Below are 16,085 nucleotides of genomic sequence, written 5' to 3'. Positions count from 1 at the left end.
CCTAATGTGACGATACGTAAACTAAGGCAAGCGCCAAGATGAAGAAGAGTGCCCCACAGATTGTGGTCACAATTTGCATGACGGCTTCAAATCCCCGGGCCTTGCGCCGGGAGAAAAGATCACCGGCACCACCAGTCAAGGCAGACATCGCATCGTTATCGTTTTTAGCTGGTTGCATCATTACACATGCAATCATAATTACACATACAATTAAAAAGATTGTCATTAAAGTATTATACAAGGATCTTCCTCCTAATTTATACCGGCTATATCTCTAATATCATATCATATTACAACCGTGATTTCTATACATTCGCATAGTGCGCTGCCCGGCTGATCCGCTTATAGGCCTGGTTATTATTCGTTTGGACGGCGTGAACGATGATTGTGTCACCGGCAGCAAGAACCGTCTGGCCATTCGGGATAATCCGCTCCTCACCCCGGTAGATGGTCGTGACGATACTCGAGTACGGCCAAACAAAGTCGGCAATTTTCTTACCGTCCAGGCTGGATCCCGCGTAAATCGTCACTGACATCTCAACCTCGTGTTGAACAGCAGGGGCGTGTTTACCGATAAAGTTATTGAACATTGCGGTATAAACTGGCTCCCCATGAAGGCCATCAACAACCAGGTAAGCGACCATGGCCACGATTGCCAGGGGCATCAGGTGGGCCAGTGAGCCGACCATTTCCGTAATCAGCAGGATGGCGGTAAAAGGGGCCTTACTGATACAGGCAAAGTAACCGGCCATCGCATAAATAATGAAGTTCGGTAGATAACGAACCGGCAGCAGGCCCAAGCGAACCATCAGGGCACAGTAGACGGCCCCCAGTACGGCCCCTAGGGTCAGGATCGGTAAAAAGATCCCCCCGGGAAGCTGTGAGCTATAACTAATCATCGAAAAGACAAAGCGGAGGACGAAGAGCCCGACAAACAGGCTCAACGAAAACGGGAGGTTAGTCAGCCCAGTGATCAGCTGGTTCCCCCCACCCAGGGTGAGTGGGAAGTACCAGGCAACCGGCATGACTAACAGAAACGGCAGCACCGGGTAAGCGTAGGGTGGAACCCACTTCAGCTTCCCGGTCCACTTATCAAGGTTCAGAATGATCACCTGGTAGAAACGCCCTAACAGGCCCAGTACCAGGCCAAGGACGACCAGCTGCCAATAGAGGCCCGTCGGTAGCATGTGGTGGTAGGGCACCGCTAATACCGGCCGCAAGCCAAAGAAGGTCATCGACACCATGTTGGAGCACAGGGAACTGACAAAGGTCGCCAGCCAAATCAAAGGCGAAAAGTTGTGGTAAACCTCCTCCAAGATAAAGATCGTGCTGGCAATCGGGGCGTTAAAGGCGGCGGCCAAACCGGCAGCGGCCCCACTGGCAATCCCCAGCTGGCGGTTGAGCTTACCGGCATGGAAGCTCTCGGCCACCCCCTGGCCAACTGCGGCCCCGAGTTGAATTGACGGTCCTTCCCGACCAAGGTAGAGTCCGGACCCAATCGCCAGGATTCCCCCGATGAACTTTCGCCAGAGGACCGGCCACCATTTTTCGTCAAACTGACTGGTCAACTGTCCCTCAATCTGCGGGATTCCGGACCCCTTGATATTCGGGTAACGCTGGGTCATGATTCCCAGGATTAAGGCCAAAATCACGGAAGCCAGTGCCCACCAAACCAGCCCCGTTGGGTGGTGGTGAAAGTAGCGGAAACTAACCGTGACAAAGCCCAGCAGGTGTTGGATGGATAGGCGAAAGACGCTAACCACCAGGCCCGTCAACAGGCCAATTAAGATGGCTCGCAAAACCTGGACGAGCTGGTTATGACGATGAATAAATTCTCCTCTGTTCATAAATAGGTCCCTTCAGAATAAGCTAAAGGATATTGTACTACAAAAGCGGCCCAGTGCCACGCCCCCGCAAATAAAAAAGAGCACCGTCATTATACTAGTGCTCCTTAGTCTAAATTTTTAAGCCTTTTCCCGGCTCAAGCCATGCCGCAAGAGGTAAATCAGGACTGCCAGGATGAGGACCACTGCCCCCACGATGACAGATACCCGGGTATCCGGGTTGATGAACATGAAGATCACAATGACAATCAACATGATAAAGGCGAAGTAGTTCGAGAATGGGTACAGTGGCAGTTTAAAGGGGTGGTCCGTCATCAAGTCGGGGTTGTTGTGCCGGAAGCGCAGTTCCGCCAGCAGGATGACAAACCATGGAATCATCCCTGGAAGAACGGATGAACTGAAGACAATCACGAACATATCTGCCGTGGACTTGCTGTAAATGGACGCAATGATGTCAATGATAAAGCCAATCAGGATCCCACCAGAAATTCCCAGGATGGCGGCATCCGGAACGACCCGCTTGGAAAGACGACCAAAGACGCTTGGCGCATCCCCTTCGTGGGCCAGCTTAAAAAGCATCCGGCTGGAGCTGTAAATTCCCGAGTTGGCTCCCGAGAGTGCCGCCGTCAGCACAACAAAGTTAATAATGGAAGCAGCCGCGGTAATTCCCACCTTGGCAAAGGTAGAAACGAATGGTGAACCAACGCTGCTCAGCTTGTTCCACGGGTAAATTGTGACAATTACAAAGATTGCCCCAATGTAGAATATCAGGATCCGGAACAAAACGGATTTAACGGACTTAACAATTGCCTTCTGGGGGTTGGCAACTTCACCAGCGGAAATCCCCAACAGTTCAATTCCTTCGTATGAACCAACAATGATTGACATGGAGAAGAAGAACCCGCTCACCCCACCAGTGAAGAAGCCACCGTGGGACCAGAGGTTGCTAAAGCCAGTTGGTTTGCCGCCGTTACCGAAGCCAAAGAAAATTACCAAGAAGCCGAGGATAATCATGAAGATGATTGTGATCACCTTGATCATCGCGAACCAGAATTCTAGTGAACCATAGGCCTTCGCACTGGCAAGGTTGGCTAAAACCAAGAAAACAATAATGACAATTCCGGCAATCCAAGTGTGCATGTGTGGCCACCAGTATTTGAGGTATTCCGTGGCGGCCACCACTTCCGACATCCCAACGACAATGTATTCGAAGACGTTCGCCCACTTGGCGATGTAGCCAGCTAAGGGGTGAACATACTCGGTTGCGTAATCGGCAAACGACCCGGTCCCGGGGTTGATGTAAATCATCTCCCCAAGCGCCCGCATCACAATATACAAGATTAAACCAACAAAGGCATACGCCAGCAAAACAGACGGCCCCGTCCACTTGATCGTAGAAGTGGCCCCCATAAACAGGCCGACCCCGATGGCACCACCAAGCGAAATCATTTCCATTTGGCCGGCAGTCATCGACCGACGCAACTTTGGTGCTGAATTCTTCATACTAATCGATTCCCTTCCGTAATCAGTTAACAGTTACAAAGTATATTATAGATTCCCGTGATTTTCTATATTTTTCTCATCATTTTTTAACTTATTAGGAGAAATTTCAGCTACCACTTTATTAAAAAAAGAAAACAGCTGGTGAAACTAATTTAAATTAGCTTCACTAGCTGTAATTATCATTTTTATTCGCCTAGTTGTTGGCCAGCCGGTCTCGGACCAGCTGCTCAACTTCCTCATTGGTGACGCAGTTATTAACCGCCTCATTAACCAAGTCACTGCACTTCTGTGTATCAAGTTTACTCATCATCATCCGGGTCCGGAGGATTGAGGAAGCGGACATGGAGTATTCGTCCAGTCCCATCCCCATTAACAGGGGCAGTGCCAGACGGTCACCCGCCATCTCGCCACACATTGCGACCTTGGTGTTGTGACGGTGGCCGGCGTCGATCACGTGTTGAATTACCCCTAAAAAGGCCGGATTAAGTGGCTGGTAGAGGTCCGCCACCGCATCGTTTCCCCGGTCGGCAGCAAAGCTATACTGGATCAGGTCATTCGTCCCGATGCTAAAAAAGTCAACTTCCTTCGCAAACTGGTCGGCATTGATTGCCGCTAGCGGGACCTCAATCATCATTCCCAACTTGATGTCGTCACCGAGTCCCGGCTGGTCCGCCTGGAGCTCTGACCGGCACTCATTGAAGATTTTTTCTGCCGCCCGCAGTTCAGCAATCGTTCCAATCATCGGAAACATGATGGAGAGGGGCCCAAACTGGGACGCCCGGATCAGGGCCCGTAGTTGGGTTTTAAACATGTCGGGGTGCTTGAGGCTAATTCGGATGGCCCGGTAGCCCAAGAAGGGATTCATCTCCCGTGGTAGGGGAAGGTATGGCAATGGTTTGTCGCCCCCAATATCAAGGGTCCGCACCACAACGGGTTTGCCCCCCATCCCGGTTACTGCTTGACGGTACGCAGTGAACTGCTCTTCTTCGGTCGGCATATGGTCACTCCCCATGTAGAGGAATTCCGACCGGAAGAGGCCAACCCCATCGGCCCCCTGCCGGGTAGCATCTACGACATCATCTGGGTTACCAATATTGGCCTCAATGGCGAAGCGCTGACCGTTTTTCGAAACGGACGGGGCGTTAACCAACTGGGCCCAGTTTTGCCGCTCCTCTGTTAATTCGTGGGCCTTATCCCGGTAGCTCGTGACCTTATCCTGGGTTGGTTCAACAAAGACAACCCCACGGAGACCATCAACGACCATTAGTTGGCCATCCCGGGTTAACTCGGCCGCGTGCTCTGTACCGACTACCGCCGGGATCCGCAGTGTCCGGGCCATGATGGCGGCATGGCTGGTCCGGCCGCCAACATCGGTGACAATCCCCTTAATAAATTTCTTATCCATCTGCGAAGTATCAGAGGGGGTCACTTCATGAGCAACGAGGATTACCGGGTGATCGATTGTTGAAATGTCCGGGAGCTTCTTGCCCATCAAGTTAGCCATCGCTCGTTTAGCAACGTCCTTAACGTCACCAGCCCGTTCCTTAAAGTAAGGGTCGGTCATCTGGGCCATCGTCTGGGCAAAGCGGCTAGTTACCTGGTCAACAGCCTCTTCGGCGCACAGTTGTTGCTGGTCAATCAGCTGCTTAACCTGGCCGAGTAGCTCGGGGTCCGCGAGAATAGCAATATGGGCATCGAATACTTGGAGATCTTCGTCAGAGAGTCTTCCGCGGGCGTTTTTCTTAATGCGCCGTAATTCATCGGTGGATTCGTTAAATGCCTGTAACACCCGCTTGTATTCCGTCAGGGTATTATTGACCCGCCGCTTTTGGTAATGTAGGGCGGGTTCCACCAGGCGGTAAACTGGGGCAATCCCAATTCCTTCACTGGCAGCAATTCCCTTAATCTCTTTGGCCATATTTCTCCTCCTCTGTTGGTCTTAATGACCATTCCCTAACATTATAGCGCAGGTCGGGGGAAAACGAAGCGGTTTCATCAATTTTATCCGCGCGTTTTTAAAATACAATAGGCCCCCACCCCGGTAAAATTCCCGGAGATAGGGACCTATTCAATGGTTAATTATTGATAAATTAACGGTTTTCGATGTCTTGACGAGCTTGTTCACTCAGGTTGTAGAAGGAGTGAATGCCCTTGTATTGAGCAACGTCGCCAAGGTTGTCTTCGATCCGCATCAATTGGTTGTACTTAGCAAGACGGTCAGTCCGGCTCATGGAACCAGTCTTGATTTGGCCTGCGTTAGTAGCAACAACCAGGTCAGCAATCGTGGTATCTTCAGTTTCACCAGAACGGTGGGAAACGATAGCCGTGTAGCCGGCTTCCTTAGCCATTTCGATAGCTTCAACAGTTTCAGTCAAAGTACCGATTTGGTTCAGCTTAATCAGGATGGAGTTAGCAGCGCCCATCTTGATACCCTTCTTCAGGTAGTCAGTGTTGGTTACGAAGAAGTCATCACCAACTAATTGAACCTTCTTACCAAGTTCCTTGGTCAGGGTTACCCAGTCATCCCAGTTGTTTTCGTCAATTGGGTCTTCGACAGAAACGATTGGGTACTTTTCAATGATACCGGACAGGTACTTGATCCATTCTTCAGTGGTGTATTCTTCACCAGTGGACCAACGAAGCTTGTACTTCTTGGTGTCGTCGTCCCAAAGTTCGGAAGCAGCCACGTCAAAGGCAATGGCAATGTCCTTACCTGGCTTGTAACCGGCATCCTTGATGGCCTTGATCAGGTATTCGAATGGTTCAGCGTTGTTAGCAAAGTCAGGAGCAAATCCACCTTCGTCACCAACAGAGGTTACCTTACCAGCGTCTTCCAATTCCTTCTTCAGAGCGTGGAAAGTTTCGGAGCCCCAACGAATGGCTTCACGAACAGTTGGTGCACCAACTGGCATGATCATGAATTCTTGGAAGTCAACCTTGTTATCAGAGTGGGCACCACCGTTGATAACGTTCATCATTGGTGTTGGCAATACGTGCGCATTGAAACCACCAAGGTAGTTGTAAAGAGGTACTTGTAATTCATCAGCAGCGGCCCGTGCAGCAGCTAATGAAACGGCCAAGATAGCGTTGGCACCAAGCTTACCCTTGTTAGGAGTACCGTCTAACTTAATCATTGCCTTGTCGATGGCGATTTGGTCAGTAACTTCCATCCCCACGATTTCCTTAGCAATGATGTCGTTAACATTAGCAACGGCCTTCAGTACACCCTTGCCGCCGAAACGGTTCTTGTCGCCGTCACGAAGTTCAACAGCTTCGTGTTCACCAGTGGAAGCACCTGATGGAACAATTCCACGGCCAACACCGCCAGCTTCAGTGTAAACTTCAGCTTCAACGGTTGGGTTACCACGTGAATCAAGAACTTCACGTGCATAAATATCTGTAATAAGTGACATTTGATGAATCTCTCCTCTGTCTTAAATTCGATAGCAATCGCGCTACTTCATTAACATTGTATTATTTTGCACAACTAAAAACAAGCATTTAATGGTTAACTATTTCTAAAAAAGTTTTCGCGTCCAGGCTATCCGCACCGACCAGGACACCGTCAATGTCGGCAGTCGCCATCAACGCGCTGGTGTTTTCAGGAGTGACGCTTCCCCCGTAAAGGATTCGGACGTCATCGGCCACTGTATCACCGTACATGTCGCTGATCGTTTGGCGAATCAGGTAGCAGCCCTCCTCCGCCTGGTCAGGATCGGCGCTCTGACCGCTACCAATTGCCCAGCTGGGCTCATAAGCAACGGTAACTTTACGAATGTCGTTGGTGCTTAGCCCCTTTAAGTCGGCTAGGATCCGGCCAACAACCCAGTGGACCTTGTCGTCCTTGGCAATTCGCCTGCCCATTGTGTCATCACAGCAAACAATCGGGCAGAGGCCATTGTCAAGGGCCGCCTTCACCTTTTTATTGATCAACCCATCGTCCTCATGGAAGTACTTCCGGCGCTCAGAGTGGCCCAGGATAACGTGGTGAATTCCGGCCTGGTAAAGGGCAAAGGGACTCGTCTCCCCCGTGTAGGCACCAGCATTCTTGTAGAAGCAGTTTTCCGCCATCAACTTCAGTGGCGAGCCAGCTGCGGCCCGCATCATTGGCATCAGGCACAGGGTCGGTGCCGCCAGGGCCGTTTGCAACTGGGCAGCGGGCGGCAGCTGATCCTTAATCTCTTTAACGAACGCAACGGCCTCATCAACGGTTTTGTTCATTTTCCAGTTACCGGCAATAATCGGAATACGCATAAAATTCCCCCTATTTAATGGATGGTCAGCCCCTGGGCAGCGGGCCCCCGCTTTACTATTGTTAATTACACAAACGGGTTCCACCGCTTTTGCATCAGCGGTGGAACCCCGTTTATCAACCTAAGCGACCAGTACGGCCCCTTAGGCTAGTCAATTATTTTTCAGAAATTGCGGCAATTCCTGGCAAAGTCTTCCCTTCGAGGTAGGTCAGTGAAGCACCACCACCAGTGGAAATGTGGGTCAACTTGTCAGCAACACCCAATTGCTTTACGGCAGCAGTGGAGTCCCCACCACCGACAATCGTGGTTGCGTCATCCAGGGTACCGAGGAACTTACCGATTTCCAGTGTTCCCTTAGCAAAGTTAGGCATTTCGAAGACACCCATTGGGCCGTTCCAAACAACCGTCTTAGCGTCCTTCAAAACGTCTTCGTACTGCTTGATAGTCTTAGGACCAATGTCAAGGGCCATCCAACCATCGTCAATGTCTCCTTCAACAACCTTGGTGTCAGCGTCGTTGTTGAACTTATCAGCGACAACGTTATCGATTGGCAGTACCAGCTTGTCGCCAGCCTTGTCCAGGATTTCCTTGGCAACGTCAATCTTGTCCTTTTCAACTAAGGAGTTACCAATCTTAATTCCCTTGGCAGCGTAGAAGGTGTAAGCCATCCCACCACCGATGATGATCTTGTCCGCCTTGTCCAGCAAGTGGTCAATAACACCAATCTTGTCGGAAACCTTGGCACCACCGAGGATGGCAACGAATGGACGTTGTGGGTTGTCGACGGCGTCACCTAAGAACTTGATTTCCTTTTCCATCAGGTAACCAGCAGCAGCCTTACCAGGCATGTTAGTGGCAATTCCGACGTTGGAAGCGTGCTTCCGGTGGGCAGTACCAAAGGCATCGTTGATGAAGACATCGCCGAGAGAAGCCCAGTACTTACCTAATTCAGGGTCGTTACCAGATTCGCGCTTGACGTATTCGCCATCCTTAACATCTTCGTAACGGGTGTTTTGAACCAGCAGAACATCACCATTGTTCATGTTGTTGATGGCATCTTCGAGTTGCTTACCTTCAGTTACAGGAACAAAGGTAACCGGCTTGTTCAGCAGGTTGGAAAGCCGTTCAGCAACCGGACGCATTGACAGACCTGGCTTGTCTTCCTCCTTCTTAACCCGACCTAAGTGGGAGAAGAGGATTGCCCGACCACCGTGTTCAATAACGTACTTAATCGTTGGCAAAGCAGCCACGATCCGGTTGTCGTCGCCAACAACGCCGTCCTTGATTGGCACGTTAAAGTCAACACGCATTAATACTTTTTTACCTTCTAATGGTAAATCTTCAACAGTAAGTTTAGCCATGTTTATTAGCTCCTCCTTTTAAGAAAAAAAGTGGTTGGAGTTTCCTCCTCCCACCTTTTGTTTAGTACTTTTAGCTAAATGTCGGATTAGAGTTCAGCAAAGTGAAGCAGGGTCCGAATCATGTTGCTAGTAAAGCCGTTTTCGTTGTCGTACCATGCAACGGTCTTAACTAATTGAGTACCATCTTCGCCTTCCATGATTTCAGTTTGAGATGGGTCAAATACAGAACCGAAGGTAGAACCAATGATATCGCTAGATACGATTGGGTCTTCAGTGTAACCGTAAGCAGGGTTGTTCTTGGTAGCTTCCTTCATAGCGTCGTTAACTTGGTCAACAGTGACCTTCTTGTTCAGAACAGAAACAAGTTCAGTCAAAGAACCAGTAGGAACGGCAACACGTTGTGCGTGACCAGAAAGCTTACCGTTCAATTCAGGGATAACCAGGCCGATAGCCTTAGCAGCACCACTTGAGTGAGGAATAGTGTTAATAGCTGCGGCACGGTTGTTACGGAACTTCTTACCACGTGGTTGGTCAAGAACAGCTTGGCTACCAGTGTAAGCGTGGATAGTAGTCATAGTACCAACCTTGATACCGAAGTTCTTGTTAAGGAAGTATGCCATTGGAGCAAGGCAACTAGTCGTGCAAGAACCAGCGGAAACGATCTTGTCGTCAGCAGTAAGAGTGTCCAGGTTAACACCAGGAACAACAGTTGGGATGTTACCAGCAGGTGCGGAAATCAGAACACGCTTTGCGCCGGCATCCAAGTGAGCTTGTGACTTTTCTGCAGAAGTGTAGAAACCAGTACATTCAAGGACAAAGTCAACACCGTCGTTCTTTACCCAAGGAATGTTACGTGCGTCACGTTCTGCGTATACAGGGTATTCCTTACCGTCAACAACGATACCCTTGTCAGTGGATGAAACTTCACCATTGAACCGACCTTGGGTAGAGTCGTACTTGAGTAAGTAAGCCAACATTTCTGGTGAAGTCAAGTCGTTGATAGCAACAACTTCGATGTCATCAGTGTTGAGTTCGTGAATACGACGGAATGCTAAACGACCGATACGGCCGAAACCATTAATACCAATTTTTACAGTCATACTGCAAATTCCTCCTTTAGGAAAAACATAATAAGTGTCTCATCCAACAAAATTAGTGGTTGAAATTACCACCACTTTTCGTCAGACAAGGTACAAAACCTTACGCTCTTAATAATACTCATCTTGTTTGGAATTGTCTATTCAATCACCTCAGAAATTTGCTTTTTTCTTGTGAAAACGTTATCTTGATTAAAAAATTCAAATAATGCTTGCAATTTAATATGGGATGGGATATTATAATATTCGTTGACGCGCCCTTAGTGTAATGGATCGCACGTGAGATTCCGGTTCTCGAGATCCGAGTTCGACTCTCGGGGGGCGCATTTTTATTTAGAAAAGCTGGCGGGATTGATTTCCCGCCAGCTTTTTGTTTTACAAGACTAACGCCAACAAAAAAGGCAGCACGCCAAGACGTGCTGCCTTTTTATAGTAAGATTACTTTTCTTCAGCTGGCTTTTCCTTAGCCCACTTACGAATAGCTTCAATCTTCTTTTCTTTTAATGCTCGCTTGTACTTAGGAGCAACTGGGCGACGGCCTTGTACGCCGTATGGGTGTGCTTTACGCATAGCTATATGCCTCCTTATTGTGTTCGTAAATGAATTAACGTTCCAATTATACCGGGCTGCGGTATAAAAAGCAAGTCCTGGTGAAATTATGCTCCCCTAGCAGTAAATTTTCTTTCTAGTAAACATTTATTTTTCAGCAACGGCAACCCTTACCAGGCAATGCTTCAGCCCAGTAGCCTAGACCAATTTAGTAAATACTTCCAAAAATATTGATATATGAGGCATTGCAAATCAGACCAATTTAGTGTACTATTCTAAATGAACTTAAAGAGCGAACAAAAATAACTAACTGCTCCAGGAGGATTTTATTATGACTAACACTAATGAATTAAATGTTTTTGTAACCACTACTGATTGGAAGGCCCTTGACTACCAAAGTGCAAACGCCGAATTGAACCTGTTATGCGCTGACATTAATAAGGACTAACAACTATACAATGTGGCCGTGAGAAAATTATCTTTTCTCACGGCCACTTTTATTATACTTTTTTAAAAGCGCGACCGTCTTTCTTCCTTATTATGGGTGAAGATGGCATAATATTAGCGGTAAGTATAAATAGGTGGCAAATCATTTGACCTTTTTTGACCAATCGAGTATAGTATTAATATCAGTTAGCAACTATTGCTAACGAGTGCTAATTAACAAGGAGGCCACAATATGAACTTAGTTCCAACTGTCATTGAGCAGTCTTCACGTGGCGAACGTGCCTATGATATCTACTCACGGCTTCTGAAGGACCGGATCATCATGCTTTCTGGTCCAATCGAAGACGACATGGCAAACTCAATTGTTGCGCAGCTCCTCTTCTTGGATGCGCAAGACTCAACTAAAGACATTTACTTATACATTAACTCACCTGGTGGTGTTGTTACTTCCGGGATGGCCATTTACGACACGATGAACTTCATCAAGTCAGATGTGCAAACAATCGTTATCGGGATGGCGGCTTCAATGGCCAGTGTCCTGGTTTCATCCGGAACAAAGGGTAAGCGGTTCGGCTTACCACACTCCCAAGTCTTGATTCACCAACCATCTGGTGGTGCTCAAGGTCAACAAACTGAAATTGAAATTGCGGCAACCGAAATTCTGAAGACCCGGAAGATGATTAACGGCATCTTGGCAAAGAATTCTGGTCAACCAATCGAAAAGATCAACCGTGATACCGAACGTGACCACTACTTAACTGCTCAAGAAGCGGTTGACTACGGTCTGCTTGACGGGATCATGGAAAACAATTCCAGCTTGAAGTAATCTGATTACTGAACTGGAAAAGATAAGCGGGAAGGAAATCTGCAAAGGTTTCCTTCCCGCTTTCTTATTATATTGCGAACTGATTATAGCCCACCACGCGTGCGTTATGATCTTCGATAATTAACTTCATTAAGGCCCCGTTAGCGGGGTTTTCGTACTGGTCCAGATCACCAAATACCGTTGCCAGGTATTGGATGATTGAACCATGACTGGCAACAACGACATTACTGCCTGACGGTAAAGATACGAAGAGATCAAGCATCTGCTTTACTCGGTGGTCCAACTCGGCACTATCCTCCGCCAGATGGGCCGGGTCGGCCTGCTTGAGGAGGTCATGGGCTTTTTTGACCCCAAACTCAGCCACTAAATCACCAATCCGGCGGAACCGTTTGCCGCCGAGGCAGCTGGCCCAAATTGCCCCCTCTTCATTACTGTGCCCTTCGAATGACCCGTAGAAGACCTCCCGAAAGCATTTTTCCTGCGTTGGGTGACTGATATTAGGGAGTTTTAGCTGGTCAATTATGATTTGGGCGGTGTCAATTGCCCGCTTTAAATCACTGGAAAAGAAGTAGTCAATCTTCAGCGGTACCAGCACCTTGGCGATTTTGACCGCGTCATCGTGTCCCTTAGCGGTCAATGGGGTGTCTGACCATCCTTGCAGCCGGGCGAAGCGGTTAAAGTAGGTCTCTCCATGTCGAATAAAATATACAGTTGTTGCCATCGTTATTCCTCCACAAGTTGATTAAGCGACCGCGGGGGTCCCCAGCCACTCAATCATTTCCTTCATCTTATTGGTAATTGCTTCCGTCCCCGGTAAGAGCAACTTCCGCGGGTCATACCCCTTGTGGTCCTTGTCAAGGTCGCGGGCCGCCTCAATGTAGGCCCGGGTGGCATCTTGAAAGGCCAGCTGGAACTCGGTGTTGATATTCACCTTTGCAATTCCCATTGAGATTGCCTTTTGAACCTGTTCCTTGGGGATTCCCGAGCCGCCGTGCAGGACAAGGGGAATGTCAACAGCATCCGCAATGGCAGCGAGGCGGTTAAAGTCCAGGCCCCGCCAGCCAGCGGGATAGATTCCATGAATATTACCAATCCCACAGGCCAGCTTATCAACCCCCAGATCAGCAAACGCCCGGGCATCCTCTACTGAGGCCAGTTCCCCACTGTTGGTGTCCTGGTTCTCACCGACCTTACCAATCTCGGCCTCGACAGAAATTCCCCGCTGGTGGGCTGCATGGACGACTTCCTTTGTCCGCGCATAGTTCTCCTTTACCGGTAACTTATGTCCATCATACATCACTGAGGAATAACCGAGTTCAATACATTTCATGGCTGCGTCATAGTCACCGTGGTCAAGGTTCAAAATTACCGGGACCGTAATGTCCATCGCGTCCATCTGGTCGGCAACCATATCACGGACAAACTTAAAGCCACCCATGTACTTTGCCGCCCCCATGGATACCTGGACCAGGACGGGCGTCTTAGTTTCGTTTGCTGCCCGCAAAATCGCCCGGGTCCACTCCAAATTATTTATATTGTAGGCCCCGACCGCGTAGTGCTTTGCCCGGGCATCCGCAAAAATCTTGTTACCATTATCAAAGTATGCCATTATGCTATTTCCTTTCTTACATCACATTTGAAACTGGTTGTTGCCAGTTCACCATTTCCAAAAAGTCGTCAGGCCGTAAACTAGCACGACCGATAAGGACACCATCCACGTCCGGTTGGGACATGATGGCACTAATGTTTTGCGGATTTACGCTTCCTCCATAGAGAATCCGCACCTGGTCGGCGAGCAAGCCACCATATAAGTTAGCAACGGTTTGCCGAATCCGGTGACAGCCCTGTTGAGCAACCTTGGGATTGGCGGTTTGGCTACTGCCAACTGCCCAACTTGGTTCATAGGACAGGACAATCTTTTGCAGGTGGGCCGGGGCCACACCCTTTAAGACCCCCTTCAGCTGGTCAAAGACGTAGTGAATTTCACCGTTGACCTCGGCCTGGACCATCTTGTCATCGGTACAGATAATTGGGGTGATTCCCGTCGTCAGCGCCGACCGGACCTTTTGGTTGATAATCTGGTTGTCCTCATGGAATAAGCGCCGGCGTTCCAGATGTCCCAGCATGACATAGGATGCCCCGGCATCTGCCAAGGAACGGGCACTGATTTCCCCCGTATACGGTCCCGCCAGTTCACTGGCAGCATTCTGGGCAATGATTTGGAGGTTGGTACCCTGGGCAGTCTGTTTCATGCTCGACAGGGCCACCGCCTGGGCCGCAATCCCCACTTCTTCATCTGCCACTTGGGGGAGGGCGGCCTTAATCTGGTTAATGAAGGCTACTGATTCTTCAATGTTCTTATGCATTTTCCAGTTTGCGATAATAAATGGTTTGCGCATTTTGTCCTCCTTTAGTTAGGCCATTGCCCGAAACAGGCAGGACGTGTATTCAGCCTTGCGGTCTAAAGGACCTGGGGTTACTCGGTAGCCTTCCCGGTGGTGACCAGCGAAGTCAGTATCAATGGTCCGCGCCGACTTCTGGCCCGCCATGGTGAGAAGACGGCAACTGTCTTCGGTTAAGGCTTGACCTAGGTCGCCCTTCAAGAAGAAGCCCCGCCGCCGGTTTTCCACCACCAGCTTGACCGGCCGCGTAGCACCAACAAAGCAGTTCCCCTCCTTGTTAGCATTGAGCCGGACCAGTTGGTTATCACGGGTGGCGAAGAACTCGTTTGGTCCTTCTGCTTGCCCCAGTTTTTCATGGTGTTGGTCGGCTTGTTTACCAATCAGTGTCTTCATCGCCGAACGCAACTCCTTCTTAACAAAGAGGTTGTTAAAGAAGTAAGAAGTCAGCTTATCCTGCGCGTTCCCCTGGTTGATACGGTGGTAAAGCGGGTCACCGGCCTGTTCAGCCTGGTTGGACTGCCAGGCAACTCGTCCGTTAATAAGATTGTGCGTCAGCAGAATTTCATAACTTTCCAGGCGAAGGGCACAGTCTGACAGGAGGAAGTTATTATCAATGGTCGTCAGACCCACCGAATTTTCTACCTGAATATCCTCACCCAAGCGGGCCAGCAGGTCCTGCTGGTTCTGATCAGTTAGTTTAAAATCACCAGGCAGGCTGTTATTGTACATCAGGTTCCGGCTAATCTGGGTCTTTTCTACCCGGCCTCCCAGCCAGATTCCCCGTGTGCAATCGTGGATACAGTTCCGCCGGATCTGGGCACCGATTGCCGGAAGCAGGTTAATGGCGCTGACGGTTTCACCGACGAGGTTGAAGCGGGTGTTGATGCGGAAGAAGTGGTTATGTTCGATCACTGGTGCTGGGTTACCGTCAACCCCCAGGACCCCGGCTTGGCCGCAGTCAAAAATCCGGTTGTTCTTAATGTAGTGCTTAACCGGGTGACCCTTCAGCTCCTCATCAGCTGGCACTACTGGGTAACGTCCTAAGGAAATCCCGGCACACTTGGCGTGGGAAACGTTACAGTTCAAGATCTTCCAACCTTGGGCATGGTTAGTCCCGACGACCGCCTTGTTGTAGTCGGCCCCGGCCCACTGACTGGCTGCCTTGGTCAGGGTAAAGCCGGAGAGCACCAGGAAGTCAATCTGTGCTTGCTGGGGGTAGAAGCAGGTCTCACGAAAGGTTACTTCCACGTTTGACCGGTTGGGATCCTTCCCCTGGAAGTTGGCGTAGATAACCGTCGTGTTCATCTTCTGGTCCTGACATGTGTACCAAACATACTGACGATCCGGATTTTGGTCGATTGCGCCCATCTGCGGTGCCTTAACCTTGGCTAGGCTATCAACTTCGTAAAGGGCCCGGTTGTTCAAGAAGACTTCCCCGGTATGCTGGAAGTCACCATCTTTTTTTACATGGGTCGTGTAGGGGTTGTACTTACCGAAACGCTGGTTAGCAATCACGGTCCGCCAAACATCGACCCCAACCGGTTCCCAGTCGTCGACCTTTTCGGCACCAGTGATAATCGTTAAGTTCTGCTTCACCGCTTGGTAAAGGATAGGCTTATTCTTGGTCCCCGCAAAACGCGGATCAACGCTTTCCCGGTAAACACCGGGCATTACCTTGACGAGGTCACCAGGACGGGCAATGGTAGCTGCTTCCTGGATGCGCTTGAATGGTAATTGCTTGGTTCCATTTCCATCGTGTTCAGCATGAGCATCAACATAAATTTGCATTTTTATTTTCCTTTC

At 49.5% G+C, this 16,085-nt stretch carries 14 protein-coding genes and 1 tRNA gene; 2 read left to right on the top strand and 13 right to left on the bottom strand.

Translation table 11 applies throughout. The annotated features are described in order from the left end of the window. Position 1 precedes the first annotated feature (1 nt). The 8 genes from secG to gap all read right to left on the bottom strand — a co-directional run bounded on the left by secG (position 2) and on the right by gap (position 10,061). On the bottom strand, positions 2–241 hold the full coding sequence (gene secG, locus QOS01_RS01255; RefSeq protein ID WP_047769351.1) for a preprotein translocase subunit SecG: 240 nt from the start codon (positions 239–241) through the stop codon (positions 2–4). Between the two features lie 64 nt (positions 242–305). Then, the gene (locus QOS01_RS01250; protein WP_283620740.1) at positions 306–1,847 is read right to left on the bottom strand and encodes a ClC family H(+)/Cl(-) exchange transporter; all 1,542 of its coding nucleotides are present in this window, start codon (positions 1,845–1,847) and stop codon (positions 306–308) included. A gap of 117 nt (positions 1,848–1,964) precedes the next feature. After that, positions 1,965–3,347 carry an amino acid permease gene (locus QOS01_RS01245; protein WP_283620739.1) on the bottom strand — a complete coding sequence of 461 codons (1,383 nt, stop codon included), beginning with the start codon at positions 3,345–3,347 and terminating at the stop codon, positions 1,965–1,967. Positions 3,348–3,540: 193 nt separating this feature from the next. Beyond that, positions 3,541–5,265 (bottom strand): phosphoenolpyruvate--protein phosphotransferase, encoded by a 1,725-nt coding sequence (gene ptsP / locus QOS01_RS01240; RefSeq protein WP_283620738.1) that lies wholly within the window; start codon positions 5,263–5,265, stop codon positions 3,541–3,543. A gap of 172 nt (positions 5,266–5,437) precedes the next feature. Then, complete coding sequence (gene eno, locus QOS01_RS01235; protein WP_047769344.1) at positions 5,438–6,760, bottom strand: phosphopyruvate hydratase; 1,323 nt, start codon at positions 6,758–6,760, stop codon at positions 5,438–5,440. Positions 6,761–6,848: 88 nt separating this feature from the next. After that, positions 6,849–7,601, bottom strand: coding sequence for a triose-phosphate isomerase (gene tpiA, locus QOS01_RS01230; protein WP_283620737.1), 753 nt, complete (start codon positions 7,599–7,601; stop codon positions 6,849–6,851). A gap of 154 nt (positions 7,602–7,755) precedes the next feature. Then, positions 7,756–8,961 carry a phosphoglycerate kinase gene (locus QOS01_RS01225; RefSeq protein ID WP_047769340.1) on the bottom strand — a complete coding sequence of 402 codons (1,206 nt, stop codon included), beginning with the start codon at positions 8,959–8,961 and terminating at the stop codon, positions 7,756–7,758. 86 nt (positions 8,962–9,047) lie between these two features. Then, positions 9,048–10,061 carry a type I glyceraldehyde-3-phosphate dehydrogenase gene (gene gap / locus QOS01_RS01220; RefSeq protein WP_047769338.1) on the bottom strand — a complete coding sequence of 338 codons (1,014 nt, stop codon included), beginning with the start codon at positions 10,059–10,061 and terminating at the stop codon, positions 9,048–9,050. A 251-nt stretch (positions 10,062–10,312) separates the two neighbouring features. On the opposite strand from gap, the gene QOS01_RS01215 reads away from it, so the two are divergent. Continuing rightward, positions 10,313–10,384: transfer RNA gene (locus tag QOS01_RS01215), tRNA-Arg, on the top strand. Between the two features lie 112 nt (positions 10,385–10,496). Here the strand turns inward: QOS01_RS01215 and QOS01_RS01210 are convergent. Next, entirely contained in the window at positions 10,497–10,628 is a 132-nt protein-coding gene (locus tag QOS01_RS01210) for a hypothetical protein (RefSeq protein WP_261313294.1), read from the bottom strand. A 658-nt stretch (positions 10,629–11,286) separates the two neighbouring features. Between QOS01_RS01210 and clpP the strand changes: the two genes are divergently transcribed. Continuing rightward, positions 11,287–11,880, top strand: coding sequence for an ATP-dependent Clp endopeptidase proteolytic subunit ClpP (gene clpP / locus QOS01_RS01205; protein WP_047769336.1), 594 nt, complete (start codon positions 11,287–11,289; stop codon positions 11,878–11,880). 67 nt (positions 11,881–11,947) lie between these two features. Here clpP and QOS01_RS01200 read toward each other — a convergent pair whose 3' ends face one another. From QOS01_RS01200 to QOS01_RS01185, 4 genes are read right to left on the bottom strand one after another with little or no spacing between them, the layout of a single operon-like run. Next, positions 11,948–12,601, bottom strand: coding sequence for a histidine phosphatase family protein (locus QOS01_RS01200; protein ID WP_283620736.1), 654 nt, complete (start codon positions 12,599–12,601; stop codon positions 11,948–11,950). Between the two features lie 21 nt (positions 12,602–12,622). After that, positions 12,623–13,489: a class II fructose-1,6-bisphosphate aldolase gene (gene fba, locus QOS01_RS01195; protein ID WP_047769332.1), complete on the bottom strand. Its 867-nt coding sequence runs from the start codon at positions 13,487–13,489 to the stop codon at positions 12,623–12,625. A gap of 16 nt (positions 13,490–13,505) precedes the next feature. Then, positions 13,506–14,279, bottom strand: a complete 774-nt coding sequence (gene tpiA, locus QOS01_RS01190) for a triose-phosphate isomerase (protein WP_283620735.1) — start codon at positions 14,277–14,279, stop codon at positions 13,506–13,508. A gap of 15 nt (positions 14,280–14,294) precedes the next feature. Continuing rightward, entirely contained in the window at positions 14,295–16,070 is a 1,776-nt protein-coding gene (locus QOS01_RS01185; RefSeq protein ID WP_283620734.1) for a right-handed parallel beta-helix repeat-containing protein, read from the bottom strand. Positions 16,071–16,085 lie beyond the last annotated feature (15 nt).

This window comes from Limosilactobacillus avium (assembly GCF_947381485.1).
GTDB classification, from domain to species: domain Bacteria; phylum Bacillota; class Bacilli; order Lactobacillales; family Lactobacillaceae; genus Limosilactobacillus; species Limosilactobacillus avium.
This window is presented reverse-complemented; position numbering and strand designations above follow the sequence as displayed.

Coding starts and splice junctions, on each gene's coding strand:
- tpiA (WP_283620735.1), bottom strand. CDS start 14,279: ATGCGCAAACCATTTATTATCGCAAACTGGAAAATGCATAAGAACATT.
- gap (WP_047769338.1), bottom strand. CDS start 10,061: ATGACTGTAAAAATTGGTATTAATGGTTTCGGCCGTATCGGTCGTTTA.
- QOS01_RS01210 (WP_261313294.1), bottom strand. CDS start 10,628: ATGCGTAAAGCACACCCATACGGCGTACAAGGCCGTCGCCCAGTTGCT.
- QOS01_RS01200 (WP_283620736.1), bottom strand. CDS start 12,601: ATGGCAACAACTGTATATTTTATTCGACATGGAGAGACCTACTTTAAC.
- QOS01_RS01225 (WP_047769340.1), bottom strand. CDS start 8,961: ATGGCTAAACTTACTGTTGAAGATTTACCATTAGAAGGTAAAAAAGTA.
- QOS01_RS01185 (WP_283620734.1), bottom strand. CDS start 16,070: ATGCAAATTTATGTTGATGCTCATGCTGAACACGATGGAAATGGAACC.
- tpiA (WP_283620737.1), bottom strand. CDS start 7,601: ATGCGTATTCCGATTATTGCCGGTAACTGGAAAATGAACAAAACCGTT.
- QOS01_RS01250 (WP_283620740.1), bottom strand. CDS start 1,847: ATGAACAGAGGAGAATTTATTCATCGTCATAACCAGCTCGTCCAGGTT.
- clpP (WP_047769336.1), top strand. CDS start 11,287: ATGAACTTAGTTCCAACTGTCATTGAGCAGTCTTCACGTGGCGAACGT.
- ptsP (WP_283620738.1), bottom strand. CDS start 5,265: ATGGCCAAAGAGATTAAGGGAATTGCTGCCAGTGAAGGAATTGGGATT.
- fba (WP_047769332.1), bottom strand. CDS start 13,489: ATGGCATACTTTGATAATGGTAACAAGATTTTTGCGGATGCCCGGGCA.
- QOS01_RS01245 (WP_283620739.1), bottom strand. CDS start 3,347: ATGAAGAATTCAGCACCAAAGTTGCGTCGGTCGATGACTGCCGGCCAA.
- eno (WP_047769344.1), bottom strand. CDS start 6,760: ATGTCACTTATTACAGATATTTATGCACGTGAAGTTCTTGATTCACGT.